This window comes from Bradyrhizobium sp. 155 (genome assembly GCF_023101105.1).
GTDB classification, from domain to species: Bacteria; Pseudomonadota; Alphaproteobacteria; order Rhizobiales; family Xanthobacteraceae; genus Bradyrhizobium; species Bradyrhizobium canariense_D.
Window position 1 is genome coordinate 6748050 of sequence record NZ_CP064704.1, and the last position, 20735, is coordinate 6768784.

At 64.9% G+C, this 20735-nt stretch carries 17 protein-coding genes and 1 other RNA gene; 11 read left to right on the top strand and 7 right to left on the bottom strand.

What is annotated here, in order from left to right:
- The first annotated feature begins 8 nt into the window (after positions 1–8).
- Positions 9–2186, top strand: a complete 2178-nt coding sequence (locus IVA93_RS32325) for a xanthine dehydrogenase family protein molybdopterin-binding subunit (protein ID WP_026232772.1) — start codon at positions 9–11, stop codon at positions 2184–2186.
- Complete coding sequence (locus tag IVA93_RS32330) at positions 2183–3526, top strand: cytochrome c (RefSeq protein ID WP_018454598.1); 1344 nt, start codon at positions 2183–2185, stop codon at positions 3524–3526. Before IVA93_RS32325 ends, IVA93_RS32330 begins: the two co-directional genes overlap by 4 nt.
- Positions 3527–3716: 190 nt before the next feature.
- On the opposite strand, the gene IVA93_RS32335 is transcribed toward IVA93_RS32330, so the two are convergent.
- The 5 genes from IVA93_RS32335 to IVA93_RS32355 form a co-directional block, all read right to left on the bottom strand.
- Complete coding sequence (locus IVA93_RS32335) at positions 3717–4541, bottom strand: TIGR00282 family metallophosphoesterase (RefSeq protein ID WP_018454599.1); 825 nt, start codon at positions 4539–4541, stop codon at positions 3717–3719.
- Entirely contained in the window at positions 4519–5115 is a 597-nt protein-coding gene (locus tag IVA93_RS32340) for a 5-formyltetrahydrofolate cyclo-ligase (RefSeq protein WP_018454600.1), read from the bottom strand. The genes IVA93_RS32335 and IVA93_RS32340 overlap by 23 nt, the downstream gene beginning before the upstream one ends.
- A gap of 228 nt (positions 5116–5343) precedes the next feature.
- A non-coding RNA gene (gene ssrS / locus IVA93_RS32345) (6S RNA) lies at positions 5344–5503 on the bottom strand.
- A gap of 48 nt (positions 5504–5551) precedes the next feature.
- A complete protein-coding gene (locus IVA93_RS32350; RefSeq protein ID WP_007599950.1) occupies positions 5552–5935 on the bottom strand; it encodes a cell division protein ZapA in 384 nt (127 codons plus the stop codon).
- Complete coding sequence (locus IVA93_RS32355) at positions 5932–6252, bottom strand: DUF4164 domain-containing protein (protein ID WP_026232773.1); 321 nt, start codon at positions 6250–6252, stop codon at positions 5932–5934. The genes IVA93_RS32350 and IVA93_RS32355 overlap by 4 nt, the downstream gene beginning before the upstream one ends.
- Between IVA93_RS32355 and IVA93_RS32360 the strand changes: the two genes are divergently transcribed.
- From IVA93_RS32360 to IVA93_RS32400, 9 genes are all read left to right on the top strand, one after another.
- Positions 6221–6379: a hypothetical protein gene (locus tag IVA93_RS32360; protein WP_018454601.1), complete on the top strand. Its 159-nt coding sequence runs from the start codon at positions 6221–6223 to the stop codon at positions 6377–6379. The genes IVA93_RS32355 and IVA93_RS32360 overlap by 32 nt on opposite strands.
- Positions 6380–6564: 185 nt before the next feature.
- Entirely contained in the window at positions 6565–8550 is a 1986-nt protein-coding gene (tkt, locus tag IVA93_RS32365) for a transketolase (protein ID WP_018454602.1), read from the top strand.
- Positions 8551–8697: 147 nt separating this feature from the next.
- A complete protein-coding gene (gene gap / locus IVA93_RS32370; RefSeq protein ID WP_018454603.1) occupies positions 8698–9705 on the top strand; it encodes a type I glyceraldehyde-3-phosphate dehydrogenase in 1008 nt (335 codons plus the stop codon).
- Positions 9706–9857: 152 nt separating this feature from the next.
- On the top strand, positions 9858–11054 hold the full coding sequence (locus tag IVA93_RS32375; RefSeq protein ID WP_018454604.1) for a phosphoglycerate kinase: 1197 nt from the start codon (positions 9858–9860) through the stop codon (positions 11052–11054).
- Between the two features lie 67 nt (positions 11055–11121).
- Positions 11122–12189 (top strand): class II fructose-bisphosphate aldolase, encoded by a 1068-nt coding sequence (gene fba, locus IVA93_RS32380; protein WP_018454605.1) that lies wholly within the window; start codon positions 11122–11124, stop codon positions 12187–12189.
- Positions 12190–12463: 274 nt separating this feature from the next.
- Positions 12464–13489, top strand: a complete 1026-nt coding sequence (locus IVA93_RS32385) for a class I fructose-bisphosphate aldolase (RefSeq protein WP_247789464.1) — start codon at positions 12464–12466, stop codon at positions 13487–13489.
- Between the two features lie 3 nt (positions 13490–13492).
- Positions 13493–14167, top strand: a complete 675-nt coding sequence (locus IVA93_RS32390) for a thiamine phosphate synthase (RefSeq protein ID WP_018454607.1) — start codon at positions 13493–13495, stop codon at positions 14165–14167.
- A gap of 8 nt (positions 14168–14175) precedes the next feature.
- Complete coding sequence (locus IVA93_RS32395; RefSeq protein WP_018454608.1) at positions 14176–15270, top strand: tetratricopeptide repeat protein; 1095 nt, start codon at positions 14176–14178, stop codon at positions 15268–15270.
- Between the two features lie 85 nt (positions 15271–15355).
- Entirely contained in the window at positions 15356–16141 is a 786-nt protein-coding gene (locus IVA93_RS32400; protein WP_018454609.1) for an inositol monophosphatase family protein, read from the top strand.
- A gap of 33 nt (positions 16142–16174) precedes the next feature.
- On the opposite strand, the gene IVA93_RS32405 is transcribed toward IVA93_RS32400, so the two are convergent.
- Together IVA93_RS32405 and IVA93_RS32410 are read right to left on the bottom strand one after the other, a co-directional pair.
- Positions 16175–17314 carry an AAA family ATPase gene (locus IVA93_RS32405; protein ID WP_018454610.1) on the bottom strand — a complete coding sequence of 380 codons (1140 nt, stop codon included), beginning with the start codon at positions 17312–17314 and terminating at the stop codon, positions 16175–16177.
- A 262-nt stretch (positions 17315–17576) separates the two neighbouring features.
- The gene (locus IVA93_RS32410; RefSeq protein ID WP_018454611.1) at positions 17577–20729 is read right to left on the bottom strand and encodes a multidrug efflux RND transporter permease subunit; all 3153 of its coding nucleotides are present in this window, start codon (positions 20727–20729) and stop codon (positions 17577–17579) included.
- Positions 20730–20735: the final 6 nt, after the last annotated feature.

The following is a 20735-nucleotide window of genomic DNA, read 5'->3' on the forward strand; positions in this document are numbered from 1 at the left end:
GGTCCGCCATGATCACCGACAAGACTCTTCCTGACGTCTCCCGCCGTGCGGTTCTGACCGGCGGTCTCGCCACCGGCTTCCTGCTCGCCTTCCATCTGCCGCTCCGCGCCGCCGTCAACGAGCCGGAGCAGCCGAAGGACACGACCGACGGCAAATTCGCGCCGAACGCCTTCATCCGGGTCGAAGACACCGGCCGCACCGTGCTCCTGATGCCGCAAGTCGAGATGGGCCAGGGGGTCTATACCTCGATTGCGATGATCCTGGCCGAAGAGCTCGACGCGGATTGGGCAAAGGTTGCGGTGCTGCACGCGCCGCCCAACGACAAGCTCTACGCCAATCCGGCGTTCGGCCTGCAGGCCACGGGTGGTTCGACCTCGATCCGCGCCTGGTGGAATCCGTTGCGCGCCGCCGGCGCCAGCGCGAAGGCGATGCTGGTGCAGGCCGCAGCGGCGCAATGGCAGGTCGAGCCGGCAAGCTGCACGACATCGAAAGGCGAGGTCGTGCATGCCGCAAGCGGCCGCAAGCTCGGCTATGGCGAACTGGCACTGGCCGCACAGGGCCAAACGCCGCCGAAGGACGTCCGGGTGAAGGACCCCAAGGACTTCGTCATCATCGGCCAGCCGCTGAAGCGGCTCGACACGCCGGACAAGGTCAATGGCAAGGTCGTCTACGGCATCGACGCGATCCTGCCCGGCATGAAGATCGCCGCGATCGCCAATTGCCCGGTCTTTGGCGGCAAGGTCGGCAAGGTCGACGACAGCGCGGCGGTCAAAATTGCGGGCGTACGCAAGGTCGTGGTGCTCGAGGATGCGGTCGCGGTGATCGGCGATCACATGTGGGCCGCAAAGAAGGGCCTCGATGCGCTCAAGATCGAGTGGAACGAGGGACCGAACGCGAAGCTCAGCACGAAGGACGTCTGGCAGCATCTGCGCGCCGCCAGCGAGAAGGACGGCGTGGTCGCGAAATCGGTCGGCGACATCGCCAAGGGGCTCGCCAGCGGCGACAGGTTCGAGGCAAGCTTCGAACTGCCGTTCCTTGCGCATGCCTCGATGGAGCCGATCAACGCCACCGTTCACGTCAGGCCGGATGCCTGCGAGATCTGGACCGGCACGCAGATCATGACGCGCGTGCAGTCGGAGGCGGCGAAGGCTGCGGGCCTCCCGGTCGACAAGGTGATTGTCAACCAGCATCTGCTCGGTGGCGGCTTCGGCCGCAAGCTCGAGCCGGATATGGTGGTGGCCGCCGTGAAGATCGCAAAGCAGGTCGACTATCCCGTCAAGGTGATATGGACCCGTGAGGAGGACATCCAGCACGACGTCTACCGTCCGGTCTATCGCGACCAGGTCACGGCGTCGCTGGTCGACGGCAAGGTCGCGGCCTGGAAGTACAAGGTCGCCGGTTCCGCCGTGCTGGCGCGCTGGCTGCCGCCGGCGTTCCAGAAGGGTATCGACATCGACGCGGTCGATGCCGCCGTGGATGCACCCTACGACTTCACCAACTTCCATGTCGAATATGTCCGCGCCGAACCGCCGGCGGTGCCCACCGGCTTCTGGCGCGGCGTCGGTCCGAACAACAACGTGTTTGCGGTCGAATGCGCGATGGACGAGCTCGCGCGCAAGGCCGGCAAGGATCCGGTCGAATTCCGCCGCTCGATGCTGACGAAGAATCCGCGCATGCTCGCGGTGCTCAATCTTGCCGCCGAGAAATCTGGCTGGGGCCAACCGCTGCCACCGCGCGTCGGCCGCGGCGTCTGCGTCCAGCCGTCGTTTGCAAGCTTCCTCGCCACCGTGGTGGAAGCGGAGATCGACGATATCGGCGAGATCGTGCTCCGCCGTATCGTCTCGGTGGTCGACACCGGCATCGCGGTCAACCCCGACACGGTGAAGGCGCAGATCGAAGGCGGCCTGGTGTTCGGCCTCACCGCCGCACTCTATGGCGAGATCACCATCGAGAAGGGCCGCGTGCAGCAGTCGAACTTCCACGACTACCGCATGATGCGCATCAATGAGACACCGAAGATCGAGGTCGTCGTCGTCAAGAGCGGCGAAGCGCCCGGCGGCATCGGCGAGGCCGGCGTCAACGCCGGCCCGCCGGCGCTGCGCAACGCCATTTACGCAGCAACCGGCGTGGCGCTGCGGCGCCTGCCGATCGATCGGAAACTGCTGGCTGCGGGGAAAAAGGCATGAGCGGCAAGATGCGTATCCTCACTGGCATCGTCGTGATCGCCATTGTCGTCGTGGCGCTCGGCGTCTGGATCATCCGCGGGCCCGGCCCGCTCGACTTCGCCGGCGGCACCAAGGTGGCGCTGGCGGATTACCGTGCCGGCAAACCGGCCGGCGTGCCGGCAAAGTTGGAGAAGGCGAGCCTGGTCGAACGCGGCGAATACCTGGCGAAGGCGGCCGACTGCATGGTTTGCCACACCAAGCCCGGCGAGACGGACTATTCCGGCGGGCTCGGCTTCAAGCTGCCGTTCGGCACGCTCTATTCCACCAACATTACGCCGGACACGGACACCGGCATCGGCAATTACAGCGACCAGGATTTTCTCAACGCCGTCCAGCGCGGCAAGCGCCATGACGGCGCCCGGCTCTATCCGGCGATGCCCTACACGTCCTACACCTACATGACCGACGACGACGTGCTGGCGGTGAAGGCCTATCTGTTCAGCCTGCCTGCGGTGCGCGCGAAGCCGCCGGAGAACACGCTGTCCTTCCCTTTCAACCAGCGCTGGGCGATGATTGTCTGGTCGGCCGTGTTCAATCCGGACACGCGCTTTGCGCCCGATACGTCGAAGAGCCCGCAGTGGAATCGCGGCGCCTATCTCGTGGAGGCGCTGGCGCATTGCGGCGAATGCCACACGCCGCGCAATCTCGGCTTTGCGCTGGACAACCGCAAGAAATTTGCAGGCGCGATCACGGCCGGGTGGCGCGCCTTCAACATCTCCTCCGACAAGGCCACCGGCCTCGGCAGCTGGCGTGACGAGGACCTGGTCTCCTATCTGTCGCTCGGCCATGCGCCGGGCCACGGCTCGGCGTCGGGTCCGATGGGCGAAGCGGTCGACCACAGCTTTAGCCAGTTCGCGCCTGAGGACATAAGCAGCATCGTCGCTTATCTGCGCAGCGTGCCGCCGCAGCCCTCGCCCGACCTGCCCGCAATCACCGCGCCCGTCGCACCCGCCTCGCACAAGGACGGCGTCACGGCGGATGCGCGCGGCAAAATGGTGTTCGCCAGCGCCTGCGCCAGTTGCCATGGCTGGAGCGGCGAAAGCCCGGTCTCGCCGATGGCGACGCTGACCGGCACCTGGGCCGTCAACGACCCCGCCGCCACCAACGTCGCGCAAATCGTGCTGTCAGGCACCAAGCGCGACACGCCGGACGGCGCGCTGTCGATGCCGGCGTTCGGCAAGGCCTATAGCGACGACGAGATCGCGGCGGTGGCGAACTACGTGACAGCGCGGTTCGGCGCGAAGGGCTCGAAGCTGACGGCGAAGGATGTTGCGGAGTTGCGGGAGCAGACGGCGGAGTAATTCTCGCGCCGACTGACGCTGCACCCTCTCCCCTTGCAGGAGAGGGTGGCTTCGCGAAGCGAAGCCGGGTAAGGGGTTGTCTCCACGCGTCCAACTCGCATTTGAATTCGCGGAAGCGACCCCTCATCCGGCGCTTCGCGCCACCTTCTCCCACAAGGGGAGAAGGTGCAGCGGGATCTGCCGCTGCAATTCAGCTCAGCCAGAATTTCGGCGTCGTCGGCTCCAGCCTGCCGCCGGCGCGCACCGGCCCAATACGGAGCGCAAGCCCCGTCGCGTCATCCGTCTCGACCGCAACGCCGCTGAGCGTCGCAGCGCCCGCTGCCGGCTCGAAGCGGCCTGAGGGGATCCCGGAGGTGAACCTGCGCAACGGCTCCTCCTTCTGCATGCCGATGATGGAATCGTAGTCGCCGGTCATGCCGGCATCGGTCATGTAGGCGGTGCCGCCCGACAGGATCTGGTGGTCGGCGGTCGGCACATGGGTGTGGGTGCCGACGACGAGGCTGGCGCGGCCGTCGCAGAAGAAGCCGATGCCCTGCTTCTCGCTGGTCGCCTCGCAATGGAAGTCGACGACGATGGCGTCCGCGGCAATGCCGAGCGGGCAGGCGCCGAGCTCGCGCTCGAGGGCCGCGAAGGGATCGTCGAACGGGGTCATGAAGACGCGGCCCAAAGCGTTGACGACGAGCGCGTGCTTGCCGTTCTTGGTCTCGACCAACGCGGCGCCACGGCCGGGCGTCCCGCGCGGATAGTTCGCCGGCCGCACCAGGCGCTCCGCGCGCTCGATGAACACCAGTGCTTCGCGCTGATCCCAGGAGTGATTGCCGAGCGTCACCGCGTCGGCGCCGGCGTCGAGAAACTCCTGATAGATCGCTTCCGTGATGCCGAAGCCGCCGGCGGAATTCTCGCCGTTGACGACGACGAAATCGAGCGACCAGTCCTTGACCATGCCAGGCAGATATTCGGCGATGGCATTGCGCCCGGCACGGCCGACGACATCACCCACGAAGAGAATGCGCAACTTCAGAACTCCGGAAATCGAATACGTCCGATTCCGTTAGCACATAATCCAGCGCCACGTCGTGGGCTAGTGCCGGAACCGCCTTGATCTCCTGCGCTGCAAAAGCGAGCCCGATGCCGACGATGGTCTTGGTTTTTCGCAGATGCGCGAAGGTGTGGTCGTAGTGCCCCGCGCCATAGCCGATGCGATGGCCGAGACGATCGAAGGCAGCGAGCGGCGTCAGCATGATGTCGGGAATGACTTCAGCGGCCCCAGGCGACGGCTCGGGAATGCCGAGCGGGCCGAGCATCAGGCGATCGTTCGGATGGAAGATGCGGAAGATCAGCGCCTGGCCCCGCGCAGTGACGCAAGGCAGCGCAAGCCTGGCACCCTGCTCGGCGAGCTTCTTCAGCAGCGGCATCGGATCGATCTCGCTGCGGATCGGCGAATAGCCCGATACGATGCTGCCAGGCAGAAGCTGGAATGGCAGCCCGCGCTTGGCGAGCTTGGCGGCGGCGGCGATGCGTTTCTTTTCGCTCAGCGCATCGCGCGCCGCGAGGGCTTTGGCACGGAGTTCGGCTTTGGTGTTGGTCATGCGCGCTTGCTCCGAAGGCTGAGCCTTGCTCCGCCGTCATCACCCGCCTTGTGCGCCCTTGCGCACTGGGGCGGGTGATCCAGTATTCCAGAGACGCCAATGCAAAAACCTCGACAGCGCGGCGTACTGGATGCCCCGCCTGCGCGGGGCATGACACCGAAATCAAACCGCGAGCGTGTCGGGGACGCAATTTCGACAGGCACGAACCAGAAGGAAGAAAAACAAAAGTGCGAAGCCGCGAACGCCGTTGAAGCACTCGATCCCGGAGTTCCCTACGAAAGTAGGTGGGCACCATATGTCCGAGCCCACGGGCCCGGCCAGGGACAGTTCCCTAAAGGATCGATAAGGCCCCGGGGATAATGGCTCCTGACGCGCGTCGCAGCCCCGCTTGGGCAATGTAACAACGATGCTGACGAATCGCCAGCCCGGTGAAGGGTCAGCCGATGGCGATCCCGTTGCCGACGGTGCGGTTCAGGACCTGGGTCGACTTCTCGATGCGCTCGGCGGCAGAGTTCAGTGCGTTCACGACCGCGGTCTGGGTCAACCGGGCGCGCTCGACGGCGGCGTTGCGGAAATCCCGCAGTTCGGTCAGCTCCTGCTCCATGGTCCGGATGCGGTTGCCGGCATCGACCAGTTCGTCGCAGACGGTCAGCGCCGCCATCACGGTGAGCCTGGCATCACCGATCTCGCCGAACTTTCCGCGCAGCGACTGAATCCGCGTCTCCAGGCTTTCAGCCAGCTTGAGCAGCCGCACCTCCTGGCCTTCCTCGCAGGCCATGCGGTATTGCCGGCCGTTGATGGTGACGTTGATGTGGCTCATCCGTCCTCTCCGGTATCGAGCACCGAACGTATCGTGACGATCGCGGAATCCAGCCGATCGGAGATCTCGCGGCTGGAGCGCTCGAGCTTGCGTGCCTTCACCAGCGCGCCGTCGAGCTCGTCGGCAAGCCGCGAGCGGTCCGCGCCGAGCGCCTGAATCCGCGCCGCGAGCTCGTTCTCGTCGCGATCGGCATCGCGCCGCCGCTCCACCGCGCTTTCGAGCGAGTCGAGCGCCGCCATGAGCCTGCGGGTCGCGATCTCGATCTCGACGGCCGAGGACTCGGTCATGGCAGAGCTGTTGGATACGCGATCGTTCATGCAGTCAGCGGCGGAACCTGTGGCCTTGCCCTTGGAGTTTTCCTTTGGGCTTTTCCTGGGGCTTGCCGTCCGGCAAAAGACTCGGTTCGGCAAGCGGTTAGAAGCAGAAATTTACGTGGCAAGCTAGGGAATCGCAACGCCGCCGCGAAACCTATGCACTGCTAAGCAACTTTTGCGGCCAAACCGGCGTTTGATTGCCTTGGCCTGTCGGAACCGAGATGCTATCCCAGCCGCGACCCCAGCGGCCGAAAGGCTCCTTCCGGCGCGGCCAAATCCAGCCACAAGCGCCTCATTTCAGACGGATTTTCAGACATGACGCAGGTCGATCACAACCGTATGGCCAATGCGATCCGCGGCCTTGCCATGGACGGCGTCGAGAAGGCGAAATCGGGTCATCCGGGCCTGCCGATGGGCGCCGCCGACATGGCGACCGTGCTGTTCACGCAATTCCTGAAATTCGACGTCGCCGCGCTGGACTGGCCGGACCGCGACCGCTTCGTGCTCTCGGCCGGGCACGGCTCGATGCTGATCTATTCGCTGCTGTATCTGATCGGCAGCCCAGAGATGACGATCGACCAGCTCAAGGACTTTCGCCAGTTGGGATCGCTGACACCCGGACATCCCGAGCACGGCCACACCAAGGGCATCGAGACCACCACCGGTCCGCTCGGCCAGGGCATTTCCACCGCCGTCGGCATGGCGCTCGCCGAGAAGATGCTCGCCGCCGAGTTCGGCAAGAAGATTGTCGATCACCATACCTATGTGATCGCTTCCGACGGCGATTTGATGGAAGGCGTGTCGCAGGAAGCGATCGCGTTGGCCGGGCACTGGAAGCTCAACAAGCTGATCGTGCTCTATGACGACAACGGCATTTCGATCGACGGTCCGACCTCGCTTTCCGACTCCGTCGACCAGGTGAAGCGGTTCAAGTCGGCGGGCTGGGCCGCCGAAAAGATCGACGGCCACGACCAGGCCGCAATCGCCGCCGCGATCACGCGCGCGCAGAAATCAAACAAGCCGACGCTGATCGCCTGCCGCACCACCATCGGCTTCGGCGCCCCGCATAAGGCCGGCACCAACAAGGTGCACGGCGAAGCGCTCGGCGCCGACGAGCTCAAGGCCGCCAAGGAAAATCTCGGCATTTCGCTGGAGCCGTTCTCGGTGCCCGACGACGTGCTCAAGGCCTGGCGCGCGGCCGGCAGCCGCGGCGCGGCGGCACGACAGGAATGGGAAGCAAGGCTCGGTGAACTCGGCAGCCGCAAGCGCGCCGAGTTCGAGCGTCGCCTGCGCCACGAGCGCCCGGCCGCGCTCGCGAAGGCGGTGCGCGCCTACAAGAAGGAGCTGCTGGAAAAGCCGATGAATGCGGCGACCCGCAAATCCTCCGAAGCCGTGATCGAAGTGATTGCCGGCGCGATGCCGATGGAATTTCTGGCGGGCTCGGCCGACCTCACCGGCTCCAACAACAACAAGGCGAAGTCCGCAACCGCGTTCTCGGCCAAGACGCCGAAGGGCCGCTTCATCCATTACGGCATCCGCGAGCACGGCATGTGCGCGGCGATGAACGGCATCTTCCTGCACGGTGGTTTTGCGCCGAACGGCGCGACCTTCCTGGTGTTCACCGATTATGCGCGGCCCGCGATGCGGCTCGCCGCATTGATGGGGACCGGGGTCGTTTATGTCATGACCCACGATTCCATCGGCCTCGGCGAAGACGGCCCGACCCACCAGCCGGTCGAGCATCTCTCAGCACTTCGCGCCATTCCCAACATGCGCGTGTTCCGTCCGTGCGATTCCATCGAGGTTGCCGAGTGCTGGGAGCTCGCGCTCAACCGCATCGACGGCCCGACAGTCTTGGCGCTGACCCGTCAGAACCTGCCGCAACTGCGCACCACCGCACCGAACGAGAGCCCCTGCCGGTTCGGTGCCTACGAGCTGGTGGCCGCCCAGGGCGAAGCCAAGGCGACGCTGTTCGCCTCGGGCTCCGAAGTGGAGATGGCCGTGGCCGCCCAGAAGCAGCTCGCCGAGCGCGGCATTCCGACCCGGGTGGTTTCGGTTCCCTCGCTCGAGCTCCTGCTAGCGCAACCAAAGGAGCGCCGCGACGAGATCATCGGCAATGCCCCCATCAAGGTCGCAATCGAGGCCGCCGTGCGCTGGGGCTGGGACGCCGTGATCGGCCAGGATGGCGAGTTTATCGGCATGCACTCCTTCGGCGCCAGCGCCCCTCTCAACAAGGTATTCCAGCACTTTGGCATTACCGCCGAGGCCGCGGTTAACGCCGTTCTGAAACGCGTTTCCTGAGAGTTGAGATTACCGAAAAAAAGGACTACCTAACGTCCCATATGATCAAGCCCCGCCCGGCCGAACCGGGCGTCCGCCCTAAAAAAACCCTCGCAGGCGCGCTAGCGCGTTGTGCGGGATGACAACGGTCATTGAAGGAGACGAAACATGGCAGTCCGCGTCGGAATCAACGGTTTTGGCCGCATCGGCCGCAACATTCTGCGGGCCATCGCTGAGTCCGGCCGCAAGGACATCGAGGTCGTCGGCATCAACGACCTCGGCCCGGTCGAGACCAACGCCCATCTGCTTCGCTTCGACAGCGTCCATGGCCGTTTCCCCGGCACCGTGACCGTCGATGGCGACACGATCAGCCTCGGTGGCAACAAGATCAAGGTGACCGCCGAGCGCGATCCCTCGAAGCTGCCCTGGAAAGATCTCGGCATCGACATCGCGATGGAATGCACCGGCATCTTCACCTCGAAGGACAAGGCCTCCGCGCATCTGACTGCCGGCGCCAAGCGCGTTCTCGTTTCTGCGCCCGCCGACGGCGCCGACGCCACCATCGTCTACGGCGTCAACCACGACACGCTGACCCGGGAACATCTGGTCGTCTCCAACGGCTCCTGCACCACCAACTGTCTTGCGCCGATCGCCAAGGTGCTGAACGACCTCGTCGGCATCGAGACCGGCTTCATGACCACGATCCACGCCTATACCGGCGACCAGCCGACTCTCGACACCATGCACAAGGATCTCTATCGCGGCCGCGCGGCTGCGATGTCGATGATCCCGACCTCGACCGGCGCCGCCAAGGCGATCGGCCTCGTGCTGCCGGAACTGAAGGGCAAGCTCGACGGCGTCGCGATCCGCGTGCCGACCCCGAACGTCTCGGTCGTCGATCTCAAGATCGTGGCCAAGCGCGCCACCGATCCGAAGGAAATCAACGAGGCGATGAAGCGTGCCTCCGAGCAGCAGCTCAAGGGCATTCTCGGCTACACCACCGCGCCGAACGTCTCGATCGACTTCAACCACGACCCGCACTCCTCGACATTCCACATGGACCAGACCAAGGTGCAGAACGGCACGCTGGTGCGCGTGATGTCCTGGTACGACAACGAGTGGGGCTTCTCGAATCGTATGGCGGATACCGCCGTCGCGATGTCGAAGGTGATCTAACTCCGCTCTCGTGTCCCGGACGCGACGTAGCGTGAAGCGCTGCGTCGCAGAGCCGGGGCCCGTTTAACTAACCGCGGGACTCGCCGCAATTTGGGTCCCGGTTCTGCACGGCGGCACTACGCGCCGCGGTGCGCCCGGGACAAGGGCCTCCGATGACGAAATCATTCCGCACCCTCGACGACGTCGATGTGAAGGGCAAGCGCGTGCTGCTGCGCGTTGACCTCAACGTGCCCATGGAGAACGGCCGCGTCAGCGACGCAACCCGGCTCGAGCGCGTCGCGCCGACCATCACCGAAATCTCGGACAAGGGTGGCAAGGTCATCCTGCTCGCGCATTTCGGCCGGCCGAAAGGGCGCGATGCCAAGGACTCGCTCAAGCCCGTGGCCGAGGCGCTGTCGAAGGTGGTGAAGAAGCCCGTCGCCTTCGCCGACGACTGCATCGGCGAGCCCGCGGTCAAGGCCGTTGCCGGCTTGAAGGACGGTGACATCCTCTGTCTCGAAAACACCCGCTTCCACAAAGAGGAAGAGAAGAACGATCCGGCCTTTGTCGCGGAGCTCGCAAAACTCGGCGACATCTGGGTCAATGACGCGTTCTCGGCCGCGCACCGCGCCCACGCCTCGACCGAAGGCCTCGGCCACAAGCTGCCCGCCTATGCCGGCCGCACCATGCAGGCCGAATTGGTCGCGCTGGAGAAGGCGCTGGGCTCACCGACCAAGCCTGTCATCGCTATCATCGGCGGCGCCAAGGTCTCGACCAAGATCGACCTGCTCGAAAACCTCGTGACTAAGGTCGACGCGCTCGTGATCGGCGGCGGCATGGCCAACACCTTCCTGCACGCCCAGGGCGTCGGCATCGGCAAGTCGCTGGCCGAGAAGGATCTCGCCGCGACCGCGTTGCGCATCATGGAAAAGGCCGAAGCCGCCAACTGCGCCATCATCCTGCCGGTCGACGCTACCGTCGCCTATCATTTCGCGGCCAACGCGCCGTCGCACGCCTATGGCCTCGACGCGATCCCGGCCGACGGCATGATCCTCGACGTCGGTCCGCAGTCGATCGCACGTGTCCATGCCGCGATCGACGATGCGGCGACGCTGGTCTGGAACGGACCGCTCGGTGCCTTCGAGATGCAGCCGTTCGACCGCGGCACGATGTCCGCCGCCAAGCATGCCGCCGAGCGCACCAGGGCCAAGAAGCTGATCTCGATCGCGGGCGGCGGCGACACCGTCGCGGCTCTCAACCAGGCCCATGTGGCCGGTCAGTTCACCTATGTCTCGACCGCCGGTGGCGCATTTCTTGAATGGATGGAAGGCAAGCCCCTGCCCGGCGTCGAAGTTCTGCGCACCAAGTAATCGGTCGGCAAGTCGTCAGCCGCCTTCAAGCAGTGGCCTTGCAGGCCCAAACGGGAGAAAAACACAGATGGCTCGGATCACGTTGCGTCAATTGCTCGACCATGCGGCGGAGAACGATTACGGCGTCCCGGCCTTCAACATCAACAACATGGAGCAGGCGCTGGCGATCATGGACGCGGCCAACCAGGTCGACGCGCCCGTCATCATCCAGGCCTCGCGCGGTGCGCGCTCCTACGCCAACGACGTCATGCTCAAGCACATGATGGACGCGGTGACCGAGATCTACCCGCACATCCCGGTCTGCGTGCATCTCGACCACGGCAACGAGCCGGCCACCTGCATGACCGCGATCCAGGCCGGCTTCACCTCGGTGATGATGGACGGCTCGCTCAAGGCCGACGGCAAGACCCCCGGTGACTGGGGCTACAATGTCGGCGTCACCAAGACCGTAACCGACATGGCCCATCTCGGCGGCATCTCGGTCGAGGGCGAGCTTGGCGTGCTCGGCTCGCTCGAGACCGGCATGGGCGACAAGGAAGACGGCCACGGCGCCGAGGGCAAGCTCAGCCACGACCAACTCCTGACCAATCCGGATGAAGCCGTGAAGTTCGTCCAGGAGACCCAGGTCGACGCGCTCGCGATCGCGATGGGGACGTCTCACGGTGCCTACAAATTCACCCGCAAACCCGACGGCGACATCCTCGCCATGAACGTGATCGAGGAGATCCACCGCAAGCTGCCGAACATGCATCTCGTCATGCACGGCTCCTCCTCGGTGCCGCAGGACCTCCAGGACATCATCAACGCCTATGGCGGCAAGATGAAGCCGACCTGGGGCGTGCCTGTTGCCGAGATCCAGCGCGGCATCAAGAACGGCGTGCGCAAGATCAACATCGACACCGACAACCGCATGGCGATGACCGGCCAGATCCGGAAAGTGCTCAAGGACAATCCCGAAGAGTTCGATCCGCGCAAGTACCTGAAGCCCGCGATGGAAGCGATGACCAGGCTGTGCAAGCAGCGGCTCCAGGAATTCAATACCGCGGGCCAAGCCTCCAAGATCAAGAAGGTGCTGACCACGGCCGAGATGGCCAAGCGCTACGCCAAGGGCGAGCTCGCCCCGAAGGTGGCGTAAGCTGCTCTATCCTTCCCCTCTCCCCGCCCTTCGCGGGGAGAGGGTTGGGGTGAGGGGCTCTCTCGGCAGATGAGATGACTGCGGGACCTGTACCCCCCTCACCCGGATCGCAAGGGCGATCCGACCTCTCCCCGAAGCGGGGCGAGGTGAAGAGTCGCCCGGCCGGCCCAACGCTGCCCCAGCCCTTACCCTGCGACGAACGTTAACTCGGCATTTGCCCGAGAACGGTCTATTTTCACCGGCAAGGGCAGAATCGTTTTGGGAGGACATCTCGATGAATCTGACTGAGCTGAACAGGATCGCGACCGCCCTGGTCGCGCCCGGCAAGGGCATCCTTGCCGCCGACGAATCCTCCGGCACCATCAAGAAGCGTTTCGACGCGATCGGCGTGGAATCGACCGAAGAGAACCGCCGCGACTATCGCGAGATGCTGTTCCGCTCGAACGAAGCCATGAGCCGCTACATCTCCGGCGTCATCCTCTATGACGAGACGATCTGGCAGAACGCGAAGGACGGCACGCCCCTGGTCAAGCTGATCGAGAGCAGCGGCGCCATCCCCGGGATCAAGGTCGACGAAGGCACCCAAGCCCTGCCGATGTGTCCGGGCGAGCTCGTCACCGTCGGGCTCGACAAGCTCGCCGAACGGCTGAAGAAATATCACGAGCGCGGCGCACGCTTCGCCAAATGGCGCGCGGTGATCGACATCGGCAGTGGCATCCCTTCCATGACTGCGATCAGCGTCAACGCCCACGCGCTGGCGCGCTACGCAGCGCTGTGCCAGGCCGCGCAGATCGTGCCGATCGTCGAACCCGAAGTGTTGATGGACGGCGATCACGACATCGATCGCTGCTATGAGGTGACGAGCCGTGTGCTCAACAAGACGTTTCAGGAATTGCGCGTGCAGCGCGTCGCGCTCGAGGGCATGGTGCTGAAGCCGAACATGGCCATCTCCGGCAAGAAGTGCGCGAAGCAGGCTTGCGTCGAGGAGGTCGCGGAGAAGACGATACGGCTGCTCAAGGCGTGCGTGCCCGCGGCGGTGCTCGGCATCGCCTTCCTCTCCGGCGGCCAATCGGATGAAGAGGCAACGGCGCATCTCAACGCCATGCACAAGCTCGGCCCGCTGCCCTGGGGCCTGACCTTCTCCTATGGTCGCGCACTCCAGGCCGCGCCGCAGAAGGCCTGGTCAGGCAAGGCCGAGAACGTCGCGGCCGGACAAAGCGCATTCAGTCACCGCGCGCGCATGAATGGCCTCGCCTGCAAAGGCGAATGGCAAAGCAGCCTGGAACAGAAAGCGGCCTAGATCTTGTCGAACAAATCTCCTCCGCCGCGCCCGGCGCCGCGCCTTTATCTCGCGACGCCTGTCGTCGACGATCCCGCTTCGCTCCTGGCCGAGCTGCCCGGCCTGCTCGCCGCCGCCGATGTCGCGGCCGTGCTGCTGCGGCTGAAGCAGACCGATCAGCGCACCATGATCTCGCGGATCAAGGCCTTGGCGCCGCCGGCTCAGAAAGCGGGCGCGGCGCTGCTTGTCGATGGCCATCCTGAGCTCGTCGCACGCGGCGGCGCCGACGGCGCGCATCTGCCCGGCATCGCCGCGCTGAAAGAGGCGCTGCCATCGCTGAAGCCCGATCGCATCGCGGGCGTTGGCGGGCTGACGACGCGGCACCATTCGATGGATGCGGGCGAGATTGGCGCGGATTACGTGCTGTTCGGCGAACCCGACGCAAAGGGCCAGCGGCCGTCGTCGCAAGCGATCGCTGAGCGGCTGGACTGGTGGGCCGAGCTGTTCGAACCGCCCTGCGTCGGCTTTGCCATCTCGCTGGAGGAGGCCCACGAATTCGCCGCCAGCGGCGCCGATTTCGTGCTGGTGGGCGACTTCATCTGGGCCGATCCGCGCGGACCCAAGGCTGCGCTGATCGAGGCCGACGCTGCGATCAAGAAGGCTCATGCGACTGCGCTTGCAGACCAGGAGCACGGCTAGCGCCCGACATGAAGCTCCCGCGCATCATCATGCTGGCCACGCTGCTGCTGACGGCGCCCGCGGCCGCGCAGCTCCAGATCACGCCGCCGGTGGCAACGCCGGGCGCTTCGGCCGAGAAAACCAAAGACAAGCCGAAGGCCACGCCGCACACCATCACCAAGAAGAAGGAAGCGCCGCCGGCACCCAAACCTTCAGCCTCCCCGAAACCTTCCGCTTCCCCAAAGCCTGCTCCGGCCGCGACCGTGATTCCGGCGCCGCCGACCGACAACCCCAACGTCGATCTGGTGTACGGCGCCTATCAGCGCGGCCAGTACAAGACCGCCTTCGAACTCGCCACGGCCCGTGCCGAAACCGGCGATGCCAAAGCGATGACCATGCTGGGTGAGCTCTATTCCAACGCCATGGGCATCCGACGCGACTACACCAAGGCGCTGCAATGGTACAAGCGCGCCTCCGACGCCGGAGACCGCGAGGCGATGTTCGCGCTCGCCATGCTGAGGATGACCGGCCGCGGCGGCCCGGTCGACAAAAATGAGGCGGTCAAGCTGATGGCGTCCGCCGCCAAGCTCGGCGAACCCAAGGCGGCCTATAATCTCGCGCTGCTCTATCTCGACGGCCAGACCCTGCCGCAGGACGTCAAGCGCTCCGCCGAGCTGCTGCGCCAGGCGGCTGATGCCGGCCTGCCCGAGGCGCAATACGCGCTCGCGACCTTCTACAAGGAAGGCACTGGCGTGCCGAAGGATTTGGAACGGGCGGTGCGTCTGCTCCAGGTCGCCACGCTGACCGACAATGTCGATGCCGAGGTCGAATACGCCATCGCGCTGTTCAACGGCACCGGCACGCCGAAGAACCAGCCGGCGGCCGTCGCCCTGCTCCGCAAGGCGTCCCGCCAGGGCAGCGCGATCGCGCAGAACCGGCTGGCCTGGGTGCTGATCAACGGCATGGGCACGGCCGTGGACAAGGTCGAAGGCTTCAAGTGGCATCTGGTGGCCAAGACCTCCGGCAAGGGCGATCCGGAGCTGGACAAGCAATTGTCCGATTTGCCGGCCGAGGACCGGGCCAAGGCCGAGGCCGCCGCCAGGAAATGGCTCGGGGCCAAATGACTTGACGTTGAGGCCCCCGCAGGGCACCCCATCCCTCAAACAGGCGCGATTTCGCGCCATTTCCCCCGATCAAGACCGGAAGCTCATGCTATATTCCGCAACTATCAACGTCATGGTCAAGGCCGCGCGCCGCGCCGGCCGCAGCCTCAAGCGCGATCTCGGCGAGATCGAGCATCTCCAGGTCTCGCTGAAGGGACCGGCGAATTTCGTCTCGCTGGCCGACAAGCGCGCCGAGGAGATCCTCTACCAGGACCTCGCCAAGGCGCGGCCCGGCTACGGCTTCATCGGCGAGGAAGGCGGAACGCGCGAGGGCTCCGACAAGAGCCACACCTGGATCGTCGATCCGCTCGACGGCACCACCAACTTCCTGCACGGCATCCCGCAATTCGCGATCTCGATCGGGCTTTCGCGCGAGGGCACGATCATCGCCGGCGTGATCTACAATCCCGCCAATGACGAGCTCTACATCGCCGAGCGCGGCAAGGGCGCCTTCCTCAACGACCAGCGGCTGCGCGTGGCCGGCCGCCGTCAGCTCAACGAATGCGTGGTGGCCTGCGGCCTGCCTCATATCGGCCGCGGCGACCACGAGGAATTCCGTCGCGAGATGACCGCGATGCAGGAGCGCGTCGCCGGCCTGCGCCGCTTCGGCGCCGCCTCGCTCGACTTGGCCTTCGTCGCCGCCGGCCGCCTCGACGGCTACTGGGAGCGCAATTTGCAATCCTGGGACATCGCGGCGGGTCTGATCATGCTGCGCGAGGCGGGCGGAACGATCACCGACATCGATACGCCGGGCGACGCGCTGGTGACAGGCAATGTCGTGTGCGGGAATGAATACGTGCACGGGGAATTGGTGAAGATCTTGCGGAAGTAGGCCGCAGCAGCACGACGGCTCGATCGACGACGGTTAGGAATCGTCGTCCTCATCGTCCTCGTCGGCTTCGTCGTCGCGATATTCACCGCCGATGGTCAGGCCCTCGATCGCCGTGGCGCCTTTCGACTTGATCACCCGGCGGAGCGGGACCGAACTCTCGCTTCGCAGTGCGTCCATCAACTGTTCCGAATGGGTGACAATCCAGATGTCGGCGCGGCGCGATGCCTTGGCGATGAGCCGGGCCAGCGGCGCAAGCAGCGACGGATGCAGGCTGGTCTCGGGTTCGTTCAGCGCAATGAACGGCGGCAGCCGATAGCCCATGAATACCGCGAGCAGGCAGATGTATTTCAGCGTCCCGTCGGATAGTTCATGAGCCCTGAACGGCCGCGGCATATCCGGCAATTGCAGATCGAATTCACACCTGCCATTTTCTTCCCATGCGCGGAGTTCGGCACCCGGGAATGCATCCTGGATCGCGTCCTGCAGGTCGTCGGCGTCTTCCCGAATGACATAGAGGGTCGCCAGGGTGGCAGCCAGATCGATGCCATCGGCGCTGAGCGAGGGCGTTGCGATCGCCAGACAAGGCTTTCGTATCGGTGACGCCGGATCAGTGCGAAAGTCATGATAGAATCGCCAGCCCAGCATTGCATTTCTGATCAGGTCGATTTCCGGGCATTGCTTGCCATCGGAAAAAGCCGCAAGCGCGGTCTCTGACGGCAGCACCGCATCCTTGTGAGCGTTCCAGGCGCCACTCTCGCCGCGGACGCTGATGAGCGAATTGATCCGCTCCATCAGCTTGACCGTGCGTTTGCCGCGCGTCGTTTCGATCGTTTCGGCCTTGATCATCGGCTCGCCGGAAAATGCCGCCTGAAGCGGGCTGGGAAATCCGAGCTCGATGGAATATCTCATGCCGTCGAATGTCGCCGACAGCCGCAGCCGCCCGTCTTCGCCTCGCTTGCGTATGCCGGACCAGCAGACCGAATTCAAACCGCCTTCATCGGCGATCGTGCGGGTGATCTGACCGGTCGCCGCGTCGCGCAACAGCGACAAGGACTTGTAGAGATTGGACTTGCCGACTCCATTTTCGCCGACGAACACCGACAGGGGATGGATGGGTATGGAGAGCCGCCGAATGGAGCGATAGTTCGAGATCGCAATGTCGGTCGGACGCATCACATGCTCTCAATCGGCGGGCTATCTCCGCATTCGCAGTAAGGTGCGAATACGATGTTTCAATCCAGGGCTGCAGTCTGGATTGAGGCCTCCGAGAAATCAAGCCGACCGATCCGGCGTTCAATGGCCGACTCTCACCAGCGCAAACCCGACGGTCATCATCCGCGAAGGCGGATGATCCAGTATTCCAGAGACGCCGCTCGGATACGGAAAGGCCGCGGGGTACGGCATGCCCCGCCTGCGCGGGGCATGACACCTCACCTTACAGCTCGGCCGGCGCCGGCGGCCCGTACATCTCGCCCTGCTTCGCCGCCTTCTCCCGATCCCCGCCCAGCACGCGCTGCACCGAGACGAAGAACACCGGCACCATCAGCAGCGCCAGGATCACTACCGCGATCATGCCGCCCATCACGACACTGCCGAGCGCCTGCTGGCTGGCGCCGCCGGCGCCATGGGCGATGGCCATCGGCAGCACGCCGCAGATGAAGGCAAGGCCGGTCATCAGGATCGGGCGGAAGCGCAGGCGGCAGGCCTCGATGGTGGCGTCCACCAGCGGCTTGCCTTCTTTCCGCAGATCCTTGGCGAACTCGATGATCAGGATCGCGTCCTTGGCCGCAAGGCCAATGATGGTGATCAGGCCGACGGTGAAATAGACGTCGTTGGGCAGGCCGCGCAGCATCGCCGCGACCACCGCGCCGACGATGCCGAGCGGCACGGTGAGCAGCACCGCGAGCGGAATGGTCCAGCTCTCGTAAAGCGCGGCCAGACACAGGAACACCACGAATACCGAGAGCCCGAGCAGGAACGGCGCCTGCGAGCCCGACAGCTTCTCCTGGAGCGACTGCCCGGTCCATTCATAGCCGAAGCCGCGCGGCAGCTTGCCGGCAAGCCGTTCCATCTCCGCGATGGCATCGCCCGAGGTGAAGCCGGGTTTCGCCTCGCCCGAGATGCGCACCGCCGGATAATAATTGAAGCCGGCGATCTGCGTCGGTCCGCGCGCCCATTCCACGGTGGTAAAGGACGAGAACGGCACGAGCTGGCCGCGGCTGTTCTTGACGTTGTAGTTGAGGATGTCCTCGGTCCGCATGCGGTCGCGGGCATCGGCCTGCACCACGACACGCTGCATGCGGCCGCGGTTCGGGAAGTCGTTGATGTAGTTCGAGCCGAGATTGGTCGAGATCGTATTGTTGATGTCCTCGAAGGTGACGCCGAAGGCGCCCGCCTTTTCGCGGTCGATCACGAGATTGACCACGCCGGCCTCGGGCAGGCCCTCGACATAGACCTTCTGCAGCACAGCGCTCGCATTGGCCTCCGCGATCAACTGATCGGCGGCGCGCATCAAGGCCGGATAACCCTTCTGGCCGCGGTCCTGGAGACGGAACGAGAAGCCCGAGGAGTTGCCGAGATTGTCGATTGGCGGCGGCTGCAGCGCGGAGATTTTTGCGTCGCGGATCGACGACGACAAATCGCGGTTGATGTCGGCGACGATCGCGGCCGCAGAATCCTTCGGCCCGCGTTCCGACCAGTCCTTCAGGGTGATGAAGGCCTGCGCGGTGTTCATGCCCTGGCCGGAGAAGCTGAAGCCGGTGAGGAAGGTGACGTTGTCGACGCCCGGACGCTGCGCCAGGTATTTTTCCACTTTCTCGATCACCGCCTCGGTTCGGCCGTAGGACGAGTCCGACGGCGTCTGCACGTCGGTGGTGACGAAGCCCTGGTCGTCGACGGGCAGGAAGCCGCCGGGCAGATTGACGAAGGCCCAGGACAGGCCGGCGAGCAGCGCGACATAGACCAGCATCAAGCGGCCGGTGCGCTTCAGCGAGAAGCCGACGGTGCGGGAATATCCCTCCTTGCTGCCGTCGAGCATGCGGTTGAACCAGCCGAACACGCCCTTCTTGGCATGGCCATGACCGGCCGCGACGGGCTTGAGCAGCGTCGCACACAGTGCCGGCGTCAGCGACAGCGCGAGGAAGGCCGAGAAGCCGATCGCGGCGACCATGGTCACGGAGAACTGGCGGTAGATGATGCCGACCGAGCCCGGGAAGAACGCCATCGGCACGAACACGGCCATCAAGACCAGCGTGATGCCGATGATGGCGCCGGTGATCTGCGACATCGCTTTCCGCGTCGCTTCCTTGGGCGGCAGCCCCTCCTCGGCCATGATGCGCTCGACGTTCTCGACTACGACGATGGCATCGTCGACGAGGATGCCGACGGCGAGCACCATGCCGAACATCGAGAGCATGTTGATGGAATAGCCGGCGAGCAGCAGCGTGGTACAGGCGCCCAGCAGCGCCACCGGCACCACGATGGTCGGAATGATGGTGTAGCGGATGTTCTGCAGGAACAGGAACATCACCACGAACACCAGCACGATGGCTTCGACCAGCGTCGACAACACCTTCTTGATCGAGGCCTCGACCACGGGCGTGATGTTGTATGGAATCTCGTAGCCGATATTGGCCGGGAAGAAGCGAGACAGCTCCTTCATCTTCTCTTCGACGGCGCTCGCGGTCGCCAGCGCATTGCCGGTCGGCGACATCAGCACGGAAAGACCGGCGGTCGGCTTGCCATCGAGACGGGTGTTGAACTGGTAGCTGAGGCCGCCGACCTCGATCCGCGCGACATCGCGCAGCCGCACGGTCGACCCGTCGGCATTGGCGCGCAGGATGATGGTACCGAATTCATCCGGGGACGAGAGCTGGCCCTTGACCAGCACCAGCGCGGAGGTGCGCTGGGTCGAGGTCGACGGCTCGGCGCCGATGCTGCCCGAAGCGACCTGCGCGTTCTGCGCGGCAATGGCCTTGTTGACGTCGTCGGCGGTCAGGCCATAGCCGACCAGCTTTGCCGGGTCGACCCAGACGCGCAGGCTACGTTCCGTCGAATACAGCGTGGCGCGGCCGACGCCGGGGATGCGGCGGATCTCGCCCAGCACGTTACGGATCATGAAGTCGCCCAGGCCGACCTCATCCAGGCTGCCGTCGGTCGAGTTCAGCGTGATGATCTGGAGCACCGCGCTGGAGGCTTCCTCGATCAGAATGCCCTGCTGGATCACCGCGCGCGGCAGCCGCGCCTCGACGCGCTTGATGCGGTTCTGCACCTCGACCGAGGCGGCGCTGGTATCGGTGCCCGGCACGAAATTGGCGATGATCTCGACCTGGCCGAGCGAGTCGCTGGTCGATTCGAAATTGAGGATGCCGGAGGCGCCGTTGAGCTCCTCCTCGATCAGCCGCGTGACGCTGTTGTAGAGGTTCTCGGGCGAGGCACCGGGATAGCTGGTCGAGATCGAGATCGAGGGCGGCGCGATGATCGGGTACTGCGCGATCGGCAACAGCGGAATCGAAATTGCGCCGACCAGACAGATGAACAGCGCGACGACCCAGGCGAAGATCGGCCTGTCGATGAAGAAGCTCGCCATGGTCTA